The 18,492-nt window shown below is 60.5% G+C and carries 15 protein-coding genes; 9 read left to right on the top strand and 6 right to left on the bottom strand.

Annotated features, from left to right (window positions below):
* Window positions 1–134: 134 nt before the first annotated feature.
* Entirely contained in the window at window positions 135–590 is a 456-nt protein-coding gene (locus ACQ4W4_RS16550) for an Lrp/AsnC ligand binding domain-containing protein (protein ID WP_010393827.1), read from the bottom strand.
* A 207-nt stretch (window positions 591–797) separates the two neighbouring features.
* Here ACQ4W4_RS16550 and putA point away from each other — a divergent pair, with 207 nt between their 5' ends.
* Complete coding sequence (gene putA / locus ACQ4W4_RS16545; RefSeq protein WP_436542900.1) at window positions 798–4,451, top strand: trifunctional transcriptional regulator/proline dehydrogenase/L-glutamate gamma-semialdehyde dehydrogenase; 3,654 nt, start codon at window positions 798–800, stop codon at window positions 4,449–4,451.
* Window positions 4,452–4,526: 75 nt separating this feature from the next.
* On the opposite strand, the gene ACQ4W4_RS16540 is transcribed toward putA, so the two are convergent.
* On the bottom strand, window positions 4,527–5,303 hold the full coding sequence (locus tag ACQ4W4_RS16540; protein WP_436542899.1) for a 5'-methylthioadenosine/adenosylhomocysteine nucleosidase: 777 nt from the start codon (window positions 5,301–5,303) through the stop codon (window positions 4,527–4,529).
* 765 nt (window positions 5,304–6,068) lie between these two features.
* Between ACQ4W4_RS16540 and ACQ4W4_RS16535 the strand changes: the two genes are divergently transcribed.
* From ACQ4W4_RS16535 to ACQ4W4_RS16500, 8 genes are all read left to right on the top strand, one after another.
* A complete protein-coding gene (locus ACQ4W4_RS16535) occupies window positions 6,069–6,344 on the top strand; it encodes a hypothetical protein (protein WP_436542898.1) in 276 nt (91 codons plus the stop codon).
* Window positions 6,345–6,770: 426 nt separating this feature from the next.
* Window positions 6,771–8,396 (top strand): GMC family oxidoreductase, encoded by a 1,626-nt coding sequence (locus ACQ4W4_RS16530; RefSeq protein WP_436542897.1) that lies wholly within the window; start codon window positions 6,771–6,773, stop codon window positions 8,394–8,396.
* A gap of 133 nt (window positions 8,397–8,529) precedes the next feature.
* Window positions 8,530–9,300, top strand: a complete 771-nt coding sequence (locus ACQ4W4_RS16525) for an ABC transporter ATP-binding protein (protein WP_035823437.1) — start codon at window positions 8,530–8,532, stop codon at window positions 9,298–9,300.
* Window positions 9,300–10,028, top strand: coding sequence for an ABC transporter ATP-binding protein (locus ACQ4W4_RS16520; protein WP_092713169.1), 729 nt, complete (start codon window positions 9,300–9,302; stop codon window positions 10,026–10,028). Before ACQ4W4_RS16525 ends, ACQ4W4_RS16520 begins: the two co-directional genes overlap by 1 nt.
* Before the next feature lie 70 nt (window positions 10,029–10,098).
* Window positions 10,099–11,307 (top strand): ABC transporter substrate-binding protein, encoded by a 1,209-nt coding sequence (locus ACQ4W4_RS16515; RefSeq protein ID WP_436542896.1) that lies wholly within the window; start codon window positions 10,099–10,101, stop codon window positions 11,305–11,307.
* 161 nt (window positions 11,308–11,468) lie between these two features.
* A complete protein-coding gene (locus tag ACQ4W4_RS16510; RefSeq protein ID WP_070288905.1) occupies window positions 11,469–12,353 on the top strand; it encodes a branched-chain amino acid ABC transporter permease in 885 nt (294 codons plus the stop codon).
* Between the two features lie 31 nt (window positions 12,354–12,384).
* Window positions 12,385–13,365 carry a branched-chain amino acid ABC transporter permease gene (locus ACQ4W4_RS16505; protein ID WP_436542895.1) on the top strand — a complete coding sequence of 327 codons (981 nt, stop codon included), beginning with the start codon at window positions 12,385–12,387 and terminating at the stop codon, window positions 13,363–13,365.
* Between the two features lie 76 nt (window positions 13,366–13,441).
* A complete protein-coding gene (locus ACQ4W4_RS16500) occupies window positions 13,442–15,502 on the top strand; it encodes a 3-hydroxybutyrate oligomer hydrolase family protein (protein ID WP_436542894.1) in 2,061 nt (686 codons plus the stop codon).
* 54 nt (window positions 15,503–15,556) lie between these two features.
* Here the strand turns inward: ACQ4W4_RS16500 and ACQ4W4_RS16495 are convergent, their stop codons facing one another.
* The 4 genes from ACQ4W4_RS16495 to ACQ4W4_RS16480 all read right to left on the bottom strand — a co-directional run bounded on the left by ACQ4W4_RS16495 (window position 15,557) and on the right by ACQ4W4_RS16480 (window position 18,326).
* Window positions 15,557–16,348 carry an EAL domain-containing protein gene (locus tag ACQ4W4_RS16495; protein WP_436542893.1) on the bottom strand — a complete coding sequence of 264 codons (792 nt, stop codon included), beginning with the start codon at window positions 16,346–16,348 and terminating at the stop codon, window positions 15,557–15,559.
* 44 nt (window positions 16,349–16,392) lie between these two features.
* Entirely contained in the window at window positions 16,393–17,550 is a 1,158-nt protein-coding gene (locus ACQ4W4_RS16490; protein ID WP_436542892.1) for an iron-containing alcohol dehydrogenase, read from the bottom strand.
* A gap of 84 nt (window positions 17,551–17,634) precedes the next feature.
* Window positions 17,635–17,994: an NADH-quinone oxidoreductase subunit A gene (locus ACQ4W4_RS16485; protein ID WP_436542891.1), complete on the bottom strand. Its 360-nt coding sequence runs from the start codon at window positions 17,992–17,994 to the stop codon at window positions 17,635–17,637.
* Between the two features lie 11 nt (window positions 17,995–18,005).
* Entirely contained in the window at window positions 18,006–18,326 is a 321-nt protein-coding gene (locus ACQ4W4_RS16480; protein WP_436542890.1) for a DMT family transporter, read from the bottom strand.
* Between the last annotated feature and the right edge of the window lie 166 nt (window positions 18,327–18,492).

Here is an 18,492-nt window from a genome sequence, read left to right as displayed (position 1 = left end):
CGATTGCCCACCTTGCACCCTGAAGTTACCGTCTGCGCGGCGTTTCAGGCGACTACTGGATAGCAGTGTGTGGTTCTACCCTACAACATTTGTTCCGATAGCTCAATCAGAAAAGTGGGGCCGCTGCACCAAGGTCACTTAATTGGCAATTTGGTGGTGTTTTTGACCTCTTCCATGACGGCATAAGTGTGGGTTTCCCGCACACCTTTTTGCAGCAAGGTCTTGCCCAGGAATTCGCGGTAGGCGGCCATGTCCTTGACGCGCGCCTTGACCAGATAATCGAAGCCGCCGGCCACCATATGACATTCCAGTACCTCTGGAATGATTTGTACGCTATGCTTGAAGGCGTCGAACACTTCCGGTGTCGTGCGATCGAGCACCACTTCGATGAACACCAGCAGCGACACGTCGAGCAACTGCGGGTTCAGCTGGGCCGTATAGCCCATGATGTAACCGGATTCGTGCAGCTTGCGCACGCGCTCCAGGCAAGCGGCGGGCGACAGGTTCACGCGCGCGGCCAGCTCCACATTGCTGATGCGTCCATCGCTCTGCAATTCCATCAAGATTTTCTTACTGATCTTGTCCAGCATCCCTATCACCCCCAAATTAATATTATTTGGTTAAATTGTCGCATCAAAAACTATCTATTGCTAGCCCCCTGTATTACCAGAATTAATCCATAAGAATCCCCTTTACAATCGAATCATCTTAACGTCCGACTTTCTGTATTTTTTTGCACCAAAAAAGAGCAAGAATTACGTCAGTTTTCGTCCCCTTTTTCCTTGTAAAGAGCACTTATGCACCCTGCAGGCCCCTCGGCTTTTACCCCGATTCCTTTTGCTGCGTTCCAGGCAGAAATCCTGCCCGAAGCGACACCACAACGCGCCGCCATCACTGCCGCCTATAGGCGCGATGAGGTTTCCGCCGTACAGTGGCTGTTGCAACAAGTGCGCCCCAGCAGCACCGAAACGATCGCCGAAGGACAAGCGCTGGCGCATCGCCTGGTCTCGAACGTGCGCCAAAAACGCACCCGCGCGTCCGGCGTCGATGCACTGATGCACGAATTCTCGCTATCGTCGGAAGAGGGTGTTGCATTAATGTGTCTGGCGGAAGCGCTGTTGCGTATACCCGACAGTCAGACGGCCGACCGTTTGATCGCCGACAAAATCAGCAAGGGCGACTGGAAGAAGCATCTGGGCGAATCGCCATCGCTGTTCGTCAACGCGGCCACCTGGGGCTTGCTGATCACGGGAAAACTGGTCAGTACCAGCAGCGAATCGGGCCTCGGTTCGGCCATGACCAAGCTCATCGCGAAAGGCGGCGAACCGCTAATCCGCAAGGGCGTCGACCTGGCCATGCGCATGCTGGGCAACCAGTTCGTGACGGGCCAGACCATCGAGGAAGCGTTGAAAAACAGCCGCGAGAATGAAACGCGCGGCTACCGTTACTCGTACGATATGTTAGGCGAGGCAGCCCTGACGCAAGCCGACGCGGCCAACTACTACGCTTCGTACGAAACGGCGATCCATGCCATCGGCAAGGCATCGAACGGCCGCGGCATCCGCAACGGCCCCGGCATTTCCGTGAAACTGTCGGCCCTGCACGCGCGCTACAGCCGCGCCCAGCGCGCCCGCGTCCTGGAAGAATTGCTGCCGAAAGTCAAAGCGTTGCTGTTGCTGGCAAAACAGTACAACATCGGCTTCAACATCGATGCGGAAGAAACGGACCGCCTGGAATTGTCGCTCGACCTGATGGAAGCACTGGCTTTTGATACAGATTTGGCCGGCTTCGACGGCATCGGCTACGTGGTGCAGGCGTATCAAAAGCGCTGCCCGTTCGCCATCGATTTCCTGATCGACCTGGCGCACCGCAGCGGCCGCAAATTCATGGTGCGCCTGGTCAAGGGCGCGTATTGGGATGCGGAAGTCAAGCGCGCGCAAGTCGACGGCCAGGAAGGCTATCCCGTCTACACGCGCAAGGTCTACACCGACGTTTCTTACCTCGTGTGTGCGCAAAAACTGCTGGCCGCCAGCAGCCTGATCTACCCGCAGTTTGCCACGCACAATGCGCAAACCCTGTCGACCATCTACACCTGGGCGAAACGCGACGGCATTACCGATTATGAATTCCAGTGCCTGCACGGCATGGGCGAAACCCTGTACGACCAGGTCGTCGGCCCCGACAACCTGGACAAGCCGTGCCGCATCTACGCGCCCGTCGGCTCGCATGAAACCCTGCTGGCCTATCTGGTGCGCCGCCTGCTGGAGAACGGCGCCAACTCGTCGTTCGTCAACCAGATCGTCGACGAAAGCGTGGCCATCGATAGCCTGATCCGCGATCCGCTCGAGCAGGCGCGCCTGCAGGGCGGCCTGCCGCACCCGTCGATCCCGCTGCCGCTGGACATGTTTGGCAGCGAGCGCAGGAACTCGGCCGGCCTGGACCTGTCGAATGAAGACACCTTGCGCACCCTGGCCACCGGCCTGGCGCAGCAGCAGACATGGCAGGCGGCGCCGCTGATCGATGGCGCCGTCAGCCTGAATACGCCGATGCAAATCATCCACAATCCGGCCCAGCACGACGATGTCGTGGGCAAGATCATGGAAGCCGGTCCGGCCGACGTGGAAACGGCGCTGGCCAGCGCCAGCGCGTATGCCATGGATTGGCAAACCACGGAACCGTCGATCCGCGCGCAAGCGTTGCTGCGCGCCGCCGACCTGTTCGAGGAGCATCACATCGAGCTGATGGCCCTGGCCGTGCGCGAAGCGGGCAAGTCGCTGCCGAACGCGATCGCGGAAATCCGCGAAGCCGTCGACTTCCTGCGCTATTACGCGGCGCAGGTGGAACACGCGCCAAACACCCTGGCGCTCGGTCCCGTCACCTGCATCAGCCCGTGGAACTTCCCGCTGGCTATCTTTACGGGCCAGCTGGCCGCCGCCCTGGCAGCGGGCAATGTAGTGCTGGCCAAGCCGGCCGAGCAGACCCCGCTGATCAGCCACCGCGCCGTGCAATTGCTGCATGCGGCGGGCGTGCCGCGCGGTGCGCTGCAATTCCTTCCCGGCAGCGGAGAAGTCGTGGGCGCCGGCCTGTGCAACGATGCGCGCGTGAAAGGTGTGATTTTCACGGGCTCGACGGAAGTGGCGCAGTTGATCAACCGCAACCTGGCCGCGCGGGCCGTGGCCGAAGGCATCGACATTCCCCTGATCGCCGAAACGGGCGGCCAGAACGCGCTGATCGTCGATTCGTCCGCTTTGCCGGAACAAGTGGTGCAGGACGTGATGTCGTCCGCTTTCGACAGCGCCGGCCAGCGCTGCTCGGCCTTGCGCGTGCTGTTCCTGCAAACGGAAATCGCCGACAAGACCATCCATATGCTGAAAGGCGCCATGCAGGAATTGCGCGTTGGCAATCCTGACCGCCTGGCAACCGATATCGGTCCCGTCATCGATGCGGAAGCGCAAGGCAATCTGCTGGCCCACATCAACAAGATGAAAACCATGGCCATCGACCATTATTCGCTCGATTTGCCCACCGTCAAAGGCACGTTTGTCGCCCCGACCGTGCTGGAAATCAAGTCGCTGGCGCAATTGACGCAGGAAGTCTTCGGTCCCGTGCTGCACGTGATCCGCTACAAGCGGTCCGAACTGCCGCAACTGGTGCAATCGATCAACGACAGCGGCTACGGCTTGACGCTGGGCATCCATACGCGCATCGATGAAACCATCGATTTCATCACCCAGCGCGCACACGTGGGGAACATTTATGTGAACCGCAACATCGTCGGCGCCGTCGTCGGCGTGCAGCCGTTCGGCGGCGAAGGCAAATCGGGGACCGGCCCGAAGGCGGGCGGCCCCCTGTACCTGAAACGCCTGCAGCGCAATGCGCCGGCCGACGCGCAGCATCAGCGCCAGGCGCCGCCCGCGCTCGACGCGCTGACCGTGTGGGCCAAGATGCATGGCCACGACAAGGTGCAGCAACTGGCGCAGGAATACGCGCGCACCACCTTGCTGGGCAGCACCACCGTCTTGCCAGGCCCGACAGGCGAGCGCAATACCCTGAGCTTTGCCGCGCGCGGCACGATTCTGTGCGCGGCAGCCACGTCCGGCACCTTGATGAACCAGCTGGCGGCCGTGCTGGCCACAGGTAACCAGGCCATCGTGCTGGCGCAAGCGCCGGATCTGATCCCGGGAGATTTGCCGGCCGCGCTGAAAGACCGCATCCAGATCGTCAGCAGCCTGGAGTCCGTCAAGCATGATTTCCAGATCGCCATGATCGAGCCTTGCCTCGATGGCCAGCTCAAACCGCTGCTGGCGGCACGGGAAGGGGCCCTGGTGGGCACCATCGCCACCACGCAGGACGGTACCATCCCCCTGTGGCGCCTGGTCGCTGAGCGGGCGCTGTGCGTAAATACGACGGCGGCCGGTGGCAACGCGAGTTTAATGATGCTCAGCGTCTAATAGTTAAGCAGGTCATCAACGCAGAAGGGCAGAACCAGTGGTTCTGCCCTTTTTTTATGCACGCTTGATGAAAAATCAGTCAGCCAGGCGCTGGCACAATTGCTGGATCACCGTAAACGCGTACGGCGAGGCGACGGTCTGCACGAAACGCATGAAGTCGATGGCCGCCTCTTCGTTGGCGTTGTCGGAAATGGTGCGCATGACCGTAAACGGCACGCCGAGTTCAAAACACACTTGCGCCACGGCGGCGCCTTCCATTTCGACGGCCAGCAAGTCAGGGATATCCGCTTTCAGCTGGTTGATATGCGCGGCGCTGCTGATGAACTGGTCGCCGCTGGCGATCAGACCGCGGTGTACTTTGGCGTGCTGCAAGCCAAATGCCGCGATATCGGCCGCCTTGAGCACGCTGGAAACATCGTCACGCAGAAAATCTTCCGCGGCGGCGGCCAGTTGCGTGCTCAGTTCCAGGTCCGTGGCAAAGCGCTGCAAGCCCGTCAGCGGCACTTCGAAGCGGGGAAACAAAGGACGGGCATCCATATCGTGTTGCAGCAGCGATTCAGCCACGACGATATCGCCCACTTTCACGTGTTTATCGCCACTGCCGGCCACACCGGTAAAGACGATGTGGGTAACTCCGTACTTTTCCACAAGGATAGAAGCTGTCATGGCAGCGGCAACCTTGCCCAGACGCGACAGGACGCACACAGCGTCGATATTCCACAGGGTTCCCAGGGTGTAGTCGCGCATGCCGTGCGAATGCCTCTGGGGGCCTTGCATGGCTTCTACCAGCCCCTGCTGTTCTTCGTGCAAGGCACTGATGATGCCTAAACGCATTTTTTTGTGTGGATTCATGCTGTTTTTACAGGTTTTTGGGATTGCCAGACGGTGTATACGGTGAAAACAGCCGTTTCGGCGACTTTTCCACCGTTCGCGTTTGTCTCTGTGTTTTAAATAAAGATGTATACATAAAAATAGTAGTGATAGTAAACGGCCATTTTTTTGTGGATAAGTCGGTATACCTTATAAAAATCATCGACTTGGCGCACAAAAAAGTAGGCGCACAAGCATTGTATCTACGGAGGACTTGTTTGGGATAAAAATCGGCTTGTGGACAAAAATCGACTTTTCCCACATCTCATCCTGTGGATATGCAGGCACTTATCCACAACAGCAAGCAGAAATCGCGGTTTTTCTTGCTGTCGTGGCATGTTTGACGTGTTTCGTTTGCCTTGATCCTTGCCTGGCAATCCAGGTTCAGCAACCACGAGCGTTGTTCTTTCACTGACCTTGGCATCCAAGTGATTCCTGGAAGACGGTTTGGCAGTGGGTCGCGCTGTCGCCGTTGGCTTTTTTTTTGAGCGTTTTTTGCCTGCTTTTGGGAAATGTCCCCGGACTTCCGCTTTTTTTGTCGGTTTACAATAGATCTATATATAAAAATAGTAGTAATAGTAAACGCGTTTTTTTCTGTGGATAAGTCGCTTTTTTTCAACAGGATCAAGCGTTTACACGCAAAATAAAGCGTGCATAATCGCTGTATCACGCGAGGAGTAAAATTGTATAAAATGCGGGCTTGCGCAAAAGTTCGTGTTTACGCACAAGTCATCCTGTGGATATCAAGTGACTTATCCACAATCGTCTCAAATTTCCCCTCTTTTACATATCGAACCGCTTGCTGGCGTTGTGCCTGCTCAGGCCTGTTGGCGTTTCCATTTTGCAAAACGGTTTGGCAGTGTTGTGCGCGTGATGCCGGCCGTGCCGGTTTTCGTTGCTCAGTTGTTGGCTGGATTTTTTTTCAGTCAACGCTGCTTGCTTGCTTGTTTTTTTGAAACGAGCCCTGCGAGTGTTCTGGAAGGCGTACGGCAGGCAAAGCGCGCGTTGTCGGGTTTACCTTAATAAGTTCGTATACAAGAATAGTAATAGTAGTTAACGGCGGCATATTCTGTGGATAAGTACGGATTTATCCTTGTAAACAATCGCTTGGCGTACGGATAAACGCTGAGTAAGCGTTGTATCTGCCTGGGATGGTTTTGGGATAAAAAATAGACGTCCAAAAATTTTTTCGTTTACGCACATATCGTACCTGTGGATATCCATACGGTTATCCACAGCTTGGCGACCCCTGTTTTGCGCTGTTTTGACCTTGCCGTCATGCGTGCGGTCAGGGCTGACCACGATTAATGTCGCTCTGGCCCGGCACTGGTGGTAATCTCAAGGCGGCTCAGCAGCCATGCATGCATGAAGAAAGACAGACTCTGGTAGCGGGACGCGGTGGGGAGACACGCCGCGCGACAGCTTGATGGCATACCGAAAGGAGCTTCATTGGAATCGGCAGGCGAATACGACTACATCATCGTGGGCGGCGGCACGGCAGGTTGCGTGCTGGCCAACCGGCTCACACGCGACAAGGATGCCCACGTTTTGCTCGTGGAAGCGGGCGGCAAGGACGATTACGTGTGGATCCACATCCCCGTCGGCTATCTGCATTGCATCGGCAATCCCCGCACAGACTGGCTGTATTCCACGCAGGCGGACGCGGGACTGGGCGGGCGCAGCCTGATGTATCCGCGCGGCAAAGTCCTGGGCGGCAGCTCGTCCATCAACGGCATGATCTACATGCGGGGCCAGGCCGGCGATTACGACCACTGGGCCGACTTGACGGATGACGCTTCCTGGCGCTGGGACAAGGTCTTGCCGCTATTTAAACAAAGCGAGGATTACTACGGCGGCGCGTCGGAAAACCATGGCGCCGGTGGCGAGTGGCGTGTGGAAAAACAGCGGCTGTCGTGGGATATCCTGAACGCGTTCCGCGACGCGGCGCAGCAGGTGGGCATTCCGAAAACCAGCGATTTCAATGGCGGCGACAATAGCGGCAGCGCCTATTTCGACGTCAACCAGCGTCGCGGCATTCGCTGGAATACCTCGAAAGCGTTCCTGAAACCGGCCGCGCGCCGCCCGAACCTGACCATCATGACGGGTTGCCACGTGGAACGTCTGCTGCTCGAGACGACGGAATCGGGACCGCGCTGCACCGGCATCGTGTTTACGGGCGGCGGCACGCAGTGGCAGGCGACGGCCCGGCGGGAAACCCTGCTGACGGCAGGCGCCATCGGCTCTCCCCAATTGCTGCAATTGTCCGGCATCGGTCCGGCTGCCTTGCTGCGCGAACACGGCATCACGCCCGTGCTGGATGCGCCTGGCGTGGGCGGCAATCTGCAGGACCATCTGCAGCTACGCATGGTGTACAAGGTGCACGGCGTGAAAACCCTGAACGTCATGGCTGGAAATATGCTGGGCAAGATGCAGATCGGCTTGCAATATGCGCTGTTCCAGAGCGGGCCCATGTCGATGGCGCCGTCGCAGCTGGGGGCATTCGCCAAGTCCGATCCGCAGCAAGCCACGCCGAACCTGCAATACCACGTGCAGCCCTTGTCGCTCGACAAATTCGGCGAACCCTTGCACGCGTTTCCCGCGTTTACGGCCAGCGTCTGCAATCTGCGCCCCACTTCGCGTGGCCACGTCCACATCGCGTCGGGGGACAGCTATGCGGCGCCGCACATTGTCCCTAACTATCTCAGTACCCAGCAGGATCGCGCCGTGGCGGCCGACGCCTTGCGCCTGACGCGGGCCATCGCCGCCGCGCCGGCGTTAAGTAAGTTTGCGCCGCAAGAGTACAAGCCTGGCGTGCAATTCCAGAGCCAGGAAGAACTGGCGCAGGCGGCCAGCCAGATCGGCACCACCATTTTTCATCCGGTCGGCACCTGCCGCATGGGTGTGGCAGGCGATCCGTCCAGCGTGGTCGACAGCAGCTTGCGCGTGCTCGGCGTGGCCGGTTTGCGCGTCGTCGATGCCTCGATCATGCCCTACATTACTTCTGGTAATACGAACTCGCCCACCGTGATGATCGCGGAAAAAGCGGCGCAAATGATACAGGCGGCCTGGAAATAGCCGGGTAAACGTGCGAGTTTGCGCCATTCGGGCTGGCGAAAAATCCCCGTAGTTATACTGTATTGTGCGTTAAATTTAAGTTGTGTATTATAAAAATGACTAAGTAGTACAAAAAGTACAACTAGGAGACACGATGTCAAACGTAATCTTGGAAACAAGAAATTTGACCAAGGAATTCAAGGGTTTCACCGCTGTGAGCGAGGTGAACCTGAAGGTAGAGCGGGGCCATATCCACGCCTTGATCGGTCCTAACGGCGCCGGCAAGACCACGTGTTTCAACTTGCTCACCAAATTCCTGGTCCCCACTTCCGGACAGATCCTGTTCAATGGGAAAGATATCACGGCCGCCAAACCGGCCCAGATCGCGCGCATGGGCGTGATCCGTTCCTTTCAGATTTCCGCCGTCTTCCCCCACCTATCCGTGCTGCAAAATGTGCGCATCGGCTTGCAGCGCCAGCTCGGTACCTCATTCCACTTCTGGCAAAGCGAACGCGCATTGAACCAGCTCAACGACCGCGCCATGGCCTTGCTGGCCGAGGTCGACCTGACGGAATTTGCCGACACCATCACGGTCGACATGCCCTATGGGCGCAAGCGGGCGCTGGAAATTGCCACCACCCTGGCGATGGAGCCGGAAATGATGCTGCTCGACGAGCCGACGCAGGGCATGGGCCACGAAGACGTGCACCGCGTCACCGAGCTGATCAAGAAGGTGTCGGCCGGCCGCACGATTTTGATGGTGGAACACAATATGAGCGTGGTCTCTGGCATCTGCGACAAGATTTCCGTCCTGCAGCGCGGCGCCATGCTGGCCGAAGGCAGTTACGCGGAAGTGTCGCGCAATCCGCAAGTGATGGAAGCGTACATGGGCACCACCCACGCGGAACTGGAAGGGGCGCATTGATGGCGACACAAGTGAATGGCGGCGCACCCGCGCTGGAAATTACGCAACTGCACACCTGGTATGGAGAATCGCACATCCTGCACGACGTCAACCTGAAAGTGCAGCAGGGCGAAGTGGTGACTTTACTGGGCCGCAACGGCGCCGGCCGCACGACCACCTTGCGCGCCATCATGGGCTTGACGGGCGCGCGCACGGGCTCCATCAAAGTCAACGGCGCCGAAGCGATCGGTTTGGCCACGCACAAAATCGCCCACCTGGGCATCGGGTATTGTCCTGAAGAGCGCGGCATTTTTTCCTCGCTGTCGACCGAGGAAAACCTGTTGCTGCCGCCCACCCTGGCCAGCGGCGAGAAGGGCATGTCGGTGGAGGAAATCTACGCCATGTTCCCGAATTTGCAGGAGCGCCGCCACAGCCAGGGCACGCGCCTGTCGGGCGGGGAACAGCAGATGCTGGCCGTGGCGCGCATCCTGCGCACGGGCGCGCGCCTGCTGCTGCTCGATGAAATTTCCGAAGGCCTGGCGCCCGTCATCGTGCAGGGCCTGGCGCGCATGATTACCACCCTGAAGGCAAAGGGGTACACCATCGTCATGGTGGAACAGAATTTCCGGTTTGCCGCGCCGCTGGCGGACCGGTTTTACGTGATGGAGCACGGTCAGATCGTCGAGACTTTTGCTGCATCCGAACTGGAAGCCAAGATGCCGGTATTGACCGAGCTGCTTGGCGTGTAATGCCCATGTAGTTCCGTATCGTCGTCGAGCAATCGTTTAAATAGCAAACAATAATCCCAACGGAGACACTATGAAACGTAACGCTATCGCCATTGCCACCGCCACTCTTTGCGCCCTGGGCTTGTCCAGCGCCGCGCACGCCCAGATATCGGGCGATACCATCAAGATCGGTTTTATTTCCGACATGTCAGGCGTGTATTCCGATGTCGACGGCCTCGGTGGCGCGGAAGCCATCAAGATGGCGATCGCCGATGCCGGCGTGGTACTGGCCGGCAAGAAGGTGGAATTCATCTCCGCCGACCATCAAAACAAGGCCGACATCGCCGCTTCGAAGGCGCGCGAATGGTTCGACCAGCAGGGCGTCGACATGCTGATCGGCGGCACCAATTCCGGCGCCAGCCTGGCCATGGCCAAGGTCGCGGCGGAAAAGAAGAAAATCTTCATCGCCATCGGCGCCGGCTCCTCGCGCCTGACGAATGAGGAATGCACGCCGTACACCGTGCATTACGCCTACGACACGGTGGCGCTGGCGCGCGGCACGGGCGGCACCATCGTCAAGCAGGGCGGCAAGAACTGGTATTTCATGACGGCCGACTACGCGTTCGGCCATTCGCTGGAAAAAGACACAGCCGAGGTCGTCAAGGCGGCCGGCGGCAAGGTGTTGGGCAGCGTCAAGCATCCGCTGGGCGCCTCGGATTTCTCTTCCTTCCTGCTGCAGGCGCAGGCGGCCAAGCCGCAGATCCTGGGCCTGGCCAATGCGGGCGGCGATGCCATCAACAGCATCAAGGCGGCCAACGAGTTCGGCTTGACGAAATCGATGAAACTGGCCGGCTTGCTGATCTTCATCAATGACATCCATTCGCTGGGCTTGAACCTGACGCAGGGCATGTATCTGACCGATGGCTGGTACTGGGACTTGAATCCTGAAACGCGCGCCTGGTCGAAACGCTATTTCGCCAAGATGAAGAAGGAGCCGTCGATGCTGCAGGCGGCCGACTATTCGGCCGCGGCGAACTACCTGAAAGCCGTCAAGGCGGTGGGCACGGATGACACCGAGAAGGTCATGGCTTACCTGAAAAAGACCAAGATCAACGACATGTTCACCCAGAATGGCGAAGTGCGTCCCGATGGCCGCATGGTGCACGACATGTATTTGATGGAAGTGAAGAAACCATCCGAGTCGAAATACCCATGGGATTACTACAAGGTGGTCGCCACCGTGCCCGGTGCTCAGGCGTACGTGACCAAGGCCGAATCGAAGTGTTCGCTGTGGAAGTAACGCTGTAGTAATCCCTGCGGATCGCCCGTCGCCGCGCGGGCGCTCCGTCCTGCATGCGCTTCGCTCGCAGGGTTCGCCTTGCGCCGCCGCACCCGTTTGCGGTGGCGCGTTTCCCTTGATACCACACCGCTACCCGGCGGTGCTTTTTATACTGTGATGCCATGGAAATTTTCGGCGTTCCATTACAAGCGATGATGAGCCAGCTTCTGCTGGGTCTCGTCAACGGCTCGTTCTATGCCATGTTGTCCCTCGGTCTGGCCGTCATCTTCGGCTTGCTCAACGTTATTAATTTCTCGCACGGCGCCATGTACATGATGGGCGCCTTCCTGGCCTGGATGGGCCTCAGCTATTTCGACATCAATTACTGGGCCATGCTGGTCATCGCCCCGATCCTCGTCGGCCTGGTCGGCATCCTGATCGAAAAGACCATGCTGCGCTGGCTGTATAAACTCGACCACCTGTATGGCTTGCTGCTGACCTTTGGCATCACCCTGATCATGGAAGGCGTGTTCCGCTCCTTCTATGGCGTCTCGGGCCAGCCGTATGCCGTGCCCGAAGCGCTGGCCGGCGCCACCGACCTCGGGTTCATGATCCTGCCGAACTACCGCGCGTGGGTGGTGATCGCTTCGCTCTCCGTGTGCCTGGCCACCTGGTTCGTCATCGAAAAAACCAAACTGGGCGCCTACCTGCGTGCCGGGACGGAAAACCCGAAACTGGTGGAAGCGTTCGGCATCAACGTGCCGCTGATGGTGACGTTGACGTTCGGCTTCGGCGTGGCCCTGGCCGGTTTCGCCGGCGTGCTGGCCGCGCCCATCATCCAGGTCTCGCCGCTGATGGGCTCGAACCTGATCATCGTTGTGTTTGCCGTGGTGGTGATCGGCGGCATGGGTTCCATCATGGGTTCCATCCTGACGGGCCTGGGCCTGGGCGTGATCGAGGGCCTGACCCGCGTGTTCTACCCGGAAGGCTCGGCCACCGTGGTGTTCGTGGTGATGGTCATTGTGCTGCTGCTGCGTCCCGCCGGCCTGTTCGGCAAAGAAAAGTAATCCTCATCAGTCATGTATTGGAGCTACCACGATGAATAAGAATGTAGGCTACGCCATTGCCTTGCTGCTGGCGTTGGCGGCCCCGTTTTACGGTTATCCCGTCTTCCTGATGAAGTTGCTGTGCTTTGCCCTGTTTGCCTGCGCCTTTAACTTGCTGATCGGCTATACGGGCTTGCTGTCGTTCGGCCACGCGGCGTTTTTTGGCGGCGCCGGCTATGTCACCGGCTATGCGCTGCGCACCTGGGGCTGGCCGACGGAACTGGGCTTGCTGGCCGGCGTCGCCACAGGCGCCTTGTTGGGCCTGGTGATCGGCGGCCTGGCGATCCGCCGTCAGGGCATCTACTTTACGATGATCACCCTGGCGCTGGCGCAGATGGTGTACTTCCTGGCCTTGCGCCTGCCGTTCACGGGCGGCGAGGATGGTTTGCAGGGTGTTCCACGTGGAACCTTGCTGGGCACGATAGACCTGGCCAATGACACGGTGCTGTACTACGTCGTGCTGGCCATTTTTGTCGCCGGCTTCGCCCTGATCGTGCGCACGATCCACTCGCCGTTCGGCCAGGTGCTCAAGGCGATCAAGGAAAACGAACCGCGCGCCATCTCGCTCGGCTACGACGTCAACAAGTACAAGCTGGTGGCCATCGTCCTGTCCGCTTCGCTGGCCGCGCTGGCCGGCGCCACCAAGACCCTGGTGCTGGGCTTTGAGACTTTGACCGACGTGTACTGGGGCATGTCGGGCCTGGTCGTGCTGATGACCCTGGTGGGCGGCATGGGCACCTTGTCCGGTCCCATCCTCGGCGCCGTACTGATCATCGCGCTGGAAAACAAGCTGGGCGATGTCGGCACCTACCTGGCCACGCACACGGGTATCGAGTGGTTCGGCACCCTGGGCGAATCGGTCGGCATGGTCACTGGCGTGATCTTCGTCATCTGCGTGCTGCTGTTCCGGCGCGGCATTGTCGGCGAAGCCATCGCGCGCTTCGGCGGCAGGGCTGCCAAAGCCCCTGTCTGATTTTCAAGCAACGCCGGACGGATCGTCCGGCGTTTTTCATTGTGCGTCCACTGTTACCTTAACGGAGAGAACCACCATGCAAATGACGATCACGCGCGCGGGGAGCGGTCTGTGTACCCTGCTGGCGTTGGCAGCCTGCGGCAGCAACCATGCGCCGGAAGAACTGAACCAGATGCCCGGCTACCTGGGCACCATCACGCGCGCCGACTACGACGGCAAGACGAACGATCTGCTGACGGCAGGGCTGGGCAAGACAGGGCTGGCGGGCGCTACGCCCGCGTATGCGAATGCTGAACAGCCGACGCCGCTCGAGCTGCGCCGCAATGCGATCTATGCCAATTACCGCGCCGTGCTCGATATTGCCGCCAACAGCGGCTACGGCACCCTGTACGGACCGAACGTGGATACGGCCGGCAATGTCGGTACGGGCGAAGGCCTGGTGGCGGGCAGCGAGTACATCGCCTATGCCGATGATGGCACGGGCAAGAAAAATGTCACCCTGATGGTGCAGGTACCGGCCAGCTTCGACCCGGACCACGCCTGCATCGTCACGGGCACGTCCAGCGGTTCGCGCGGCATCTACGGCGCCATCGGCAGCTCGGGCGAATGGGGCCTGAAAAAGGGTTGCGCCGTGGCGTATGCGGACAAGGGTTCCGGCACGGGCCTGTATGTGTTCGAAGACGACAGCGTCAACCTGCAGAACGGTCTGCGCGCGGGCAGGGTGGCGGCGGGCAAGAACGCGCTCTTCGCGCCGGACTTGAGCGATGCCGACCGGCTGGCCTGGGCTGGCGCCAACCCGAACCGCATCGCCTTCAAGCATGCGCACTCGCAGCAAAACCCCGAGAAGGACTGGGGCAAGGTCACCTTGCAGGCGGTCGAGATGGCGTTTTACGTCTTGAACGAACGCTACGGCGTGCTGGCCCGCGACGGCAGTTCGCGCATCGTGCGCCTGACGCCGAAGAACACCATCACGATCGCCTCGAGCATTTCCAACGGTGCCGGCTCGGCCCTGCTGGCGGCGGAACAGGATACGAAAGGCTTGATCAGCGGCGTGGCAGCCAGCGAACCGCAAATCCAGCCGGCGGCGTCGAACGCCTACAGCGTGCGCCAGGGCGGGGCGGTGGTGGCCAATCCCGGCCGCGCGCTGTTCGACTATGCCACCTATGCGGCCCTGTATCAGCCATGCATCGCTGCCGTGGCCGGCAATGCGGGACGCTGCACGGCGCTCGTCAGCAAGGGGCTATTGAACGGCGCCGACCTGGCGGCGCAGCAGGCCGACGCGAAGCAGCGCTTGCGCGCGTATGGCTGGCTGGTCGATTCCGATCCGCTGCAGGCCGCGCACGCGGGAACGAATATCCTCGTGGCCGTCACGTATGCCTATGCCTACGGAAAATTCTCCGTGACCGATAAAGTCTGCGGTTTCACGTTTGCGCAGACGGACGGCAGCGGCAATCCGATCGCGTTTACCACGGCGCAAAAGGCCGCCAGCTTTGCCGCGCAAAACGGCATCCTCGGCAATGTCGTATACGAGAACAGCGTGGGCGGCGCCAAGGTCTACACGGCCGGCGTGTCGCCATCGACCAGCCTGTCGGACCAGTCGCTCGACGGCTTCCTGTGCCTGCGCAGCCTGGCGACGGGACGCGACGCCGTCAGCGGCGCCAACTTGCAGGGCACCCTGGCCGAGCAGAGCGTGCGCGTGCGGGCCGGCATGGCCGAAGTCGCGGCCAGCGGCAAATTGCAGGGCAAGCCGGCCATCGTCGTGCATGGCCGCAGCGACACCTTGATTCCTGTCAATCATGCCTCGCGCGCCTATCTTGGCCTGAACGCCGCCGTGGAAGGGGCAAATAGCCAGCTGCGCTATATCGAGGTGACCAATGCCAACCATTTCGATTCCTTCAGCAATGCCTTGCCGACCCTGATCGTGCCGCTGCACGTCTACCTGAACCGGGCGCTCGACGCCATGTATGCGCACTTGAGTGCCAAGCAAGCCTTGCCGCCATCGCAGGTGGTGCGCACGGTAACGCGCGCCGATGCGTCGACCTTGATTACGAATGTCAACGTGCCGGCGATTGCGGCAACGCCGGCGCCTGCTAACGCCATCAGCGTGACGGGGACGCAGGTGGATATCCCCAATTAGGCGCGGGCGGCATCTGCATGAAACCCAAGGCCACGTTGCACGTGGCCTTTTTTATTATGCCCAGGCCGTATCGGCGATCTGCCCGAGTCCCTGGAAGACCGGCTTGGAAAACCAGTAGCCCTGCATCAGGGAAATACCGCAGCTGGCCAGGAAGTCGCGCTCGGCGCGGGTCTCGATGCCCTCGGCCAGCACGCGGATACCAAGCTCATGGCACAGGCTGGCGATGGCGCGTACGATCGCCTGGCGTGGCGCCTGCGTATCGATGCCGCGCACCAGGTCCATGTCGATCTTGATGATGTCGGGCTGGTACTCGGCCAGCAGGTTCAAGCCCGCATAGCCGGCGCCGAAATCATCGATGGCCGTCTGGAAACCGAAGCGCCGATAGGCGCGGAAGATATCGACCAGGTGGGGACGGTCTTGCACCCGTTCCCCTTCAGTGACTTCAAAGATGATTTTATCGGTGGGGAAGCGGTGCAGCCTGGCCGCTTCCAGAGTGCTGCGAATGCACACTTCCGGGCGGTAGACGGCGTTGGGCAGGAAGTTGATCGACAAAAAACCCTGCATGCCGAGGCGGGCGGCACCGGCCACGGCCTTGACGCGGCACGCCTGGTCGAAGCGGTAGCGGTTGGCGTCATTGACTTGCGCCAGCACGCTGGCCGCGCTTTCGCCGTTGGGGCCGCGCACCAGCGCCTCGTGCGCATAGATGCTGCGCGTGGCCAGGTCGACGATTGGTTGATAGGCATACTCGAAGGCAAACGGCAGCGGCGCGCTGTCGTGGCAGCCGGCACAGGCACCGTAGGGAAAGTGGGTGCTGTCAGGATGAATGGGGATGTCGGGAGGCGTCATGGCGGCAGTGTAGCAGGGTGGGTTGGCTGACTTCGTTTGCTGGCTCACAGTGCGGCCGCATAGATGGCGCGCGCATCGCCGCGCGTGAGGGGCCGCGGATTGTTGCCCAGCAAGCGCGTCTGCAGCATGGCCTCATCGGCCAGGCGGTCCAGGTCGCCGGCCGTGATGCCCACTTCGCGCAAGGTGCGCGCGATGCCGCTAGCCACGGCAATCTCCTGCATGGCGCCGATCAGGGCCTCGGCCCGCGCTTCCTCGCTCCCCGTGATGCCGGGCTGGAGAATGGTGGCCAGTTGCGCGTACAGGGGCGCCGCATGGGATAGATTAAAACGCAGCACGTGCGGCAGCACCAGCGCATTCGACAAGCCGTGTGGCACGTGGAACAGTCCGCCGATGGGATAAGCAAGCGCATGTACGGCGGCCACGGGCGCGTTGGCAAATGCCTGGCCGGCCAGCATGGCGCCGAGCAGCATGGCTTGCCGCGCCGGCAAGTTGCTGCCATCGCGGCAGGCGTTGACGATGTTGGCGTGCAGCAGCGACAGCGCCTGGGTGGCCAGCATGTCGGACAAGGGATTTTTCAGCAGGCGACTGGTGTAGGCTTCGATCGCATGCACCATGGCATCGATGCCGGTGGCGGCCGTCACGGCGGGCGGCAAGCCCAGGGTCAGGCTGGCGTCGAGGATGGCCAGGTCCGCATACAGTTGCGGCGCGACCACGCCCATCTTGCTGGTGGCGCCCGTGGTGACGATGGCGATGTGCGTGACTTCCGAGCCCGTGCCGGCTGTGGTCGGCAATTGCACCAGGGGCAGGCGCTGGCCGTGCACATTGCCGATGCCGTACAGCTGGGCCAGTTCCTGGTGACCGGGCGCTAGCACGGCGATCAGCTTGGCCACGTCCAGCGAACTGCCGCCTCCGAGGCCGATAATCAGTTCCACGTGAAACATCTGCGCCTGGGCCACGCCAGCCAGCACGACGGCTTCGGGCGGATCGGCTTGCACATCGGAAAAGACATGCACCTCGATGCCGGTCGCTTGCAAGCTGCCCAGGGGAGCATCGGCCAGACCCGTGTGCAAAAAGCCCGCGTCGGTGACGAGCAGGGCGCGGCGCACGGCAGGGAAGTGGTGGGCGATATGGGCGCCCAGTTGGGCGGCGGCGCCCGGTTCAACGATTAGATGCGGCACGGTACGGAACTGGAAGGCGGACATGCATGCTCCTGACAGTGAAGACAGAAGTCCAGCATACTCCGCTTTCCTGCCCCGTGCCTGTTTCACGTGGAACCAGAGGCGCGATTACTCCCACTCGAGCGCGCCGCGCTTCCATTCATAAGCCAGGCCGATGGTCAGCACGCTCAGGAAACCCATGACGGCCCAGAAGCCGTGCAATCCCAGTGCATTGACGTTGGCCGCCCACGGCATCAGGAAGATTACCTCGATGTCGAACAGGATGAACAGGATGGCGACCAGATAGAAGCGGATGTCGAACTTCATGCGCGCGTCGCCGAACGCTTCGAAGCCGCATTCGTACGGCGACAGCTTCTGCGCGTCGGGCTTGTGCGGACCCAGAGCGCGCCCCAGCAGCATGGGCACGATGCCCACCAGGATGCCGATCAAAATGAACAGGAGGACGGGAAAATATTTTTCGAGGAGCATGGGGTTTCCTCTCAGTGGCTCGATGACAGTTTCATCAGCACGATGCCGCACACGATGAGAACGGCGGCGCACACGCGCAGGGTGTTGAGCTGCTCGCCCAGAACGACGACGCCGACGATGAAGGCGCCGACGGCGCCGATGCCCGTCCAGATCGTATAGGCCGTGCCCAGGGGCAGGGTGCGCATGGCAAGCGACAGCAAGCCGAAGCTGGCCATCATCATGACGACGGTGACAACGGAGGGAGTGAGTTTGGTGAAACCCTCGGAGAGTTTCATCGAGTATGCCCATACGACTTCAAGCATGCCGGCAATGAGTAACAGTATCCAGGCCATGGCGGCTCCTTTACAGAGCGGGCCGTCCCGGTGTGTTCCCATGATGGGGGAGGCCGTCCTCCTGGATGCTCGTCCCGCTGGCCACTGGCGTGGTCATGTTGGCGGACGATGCGGTAATTGTAGCAAACATTGCACGCTGCCGCAGCCCTGTGCCTGACCATGCTGC

The sequence above is a fragment of the Janthinobacterium glycogeni genome (genome assembly GCF_051380725.1).
Lineage (GTDB): Bacteria > Pseudomonadota > Gammaproteobacteria > Burkholderiales > Burkholderiaceae_D > Janthinobacterium.
This window is presented reverse-complemented; position numbering and strand designations above follow the sequence as displayed.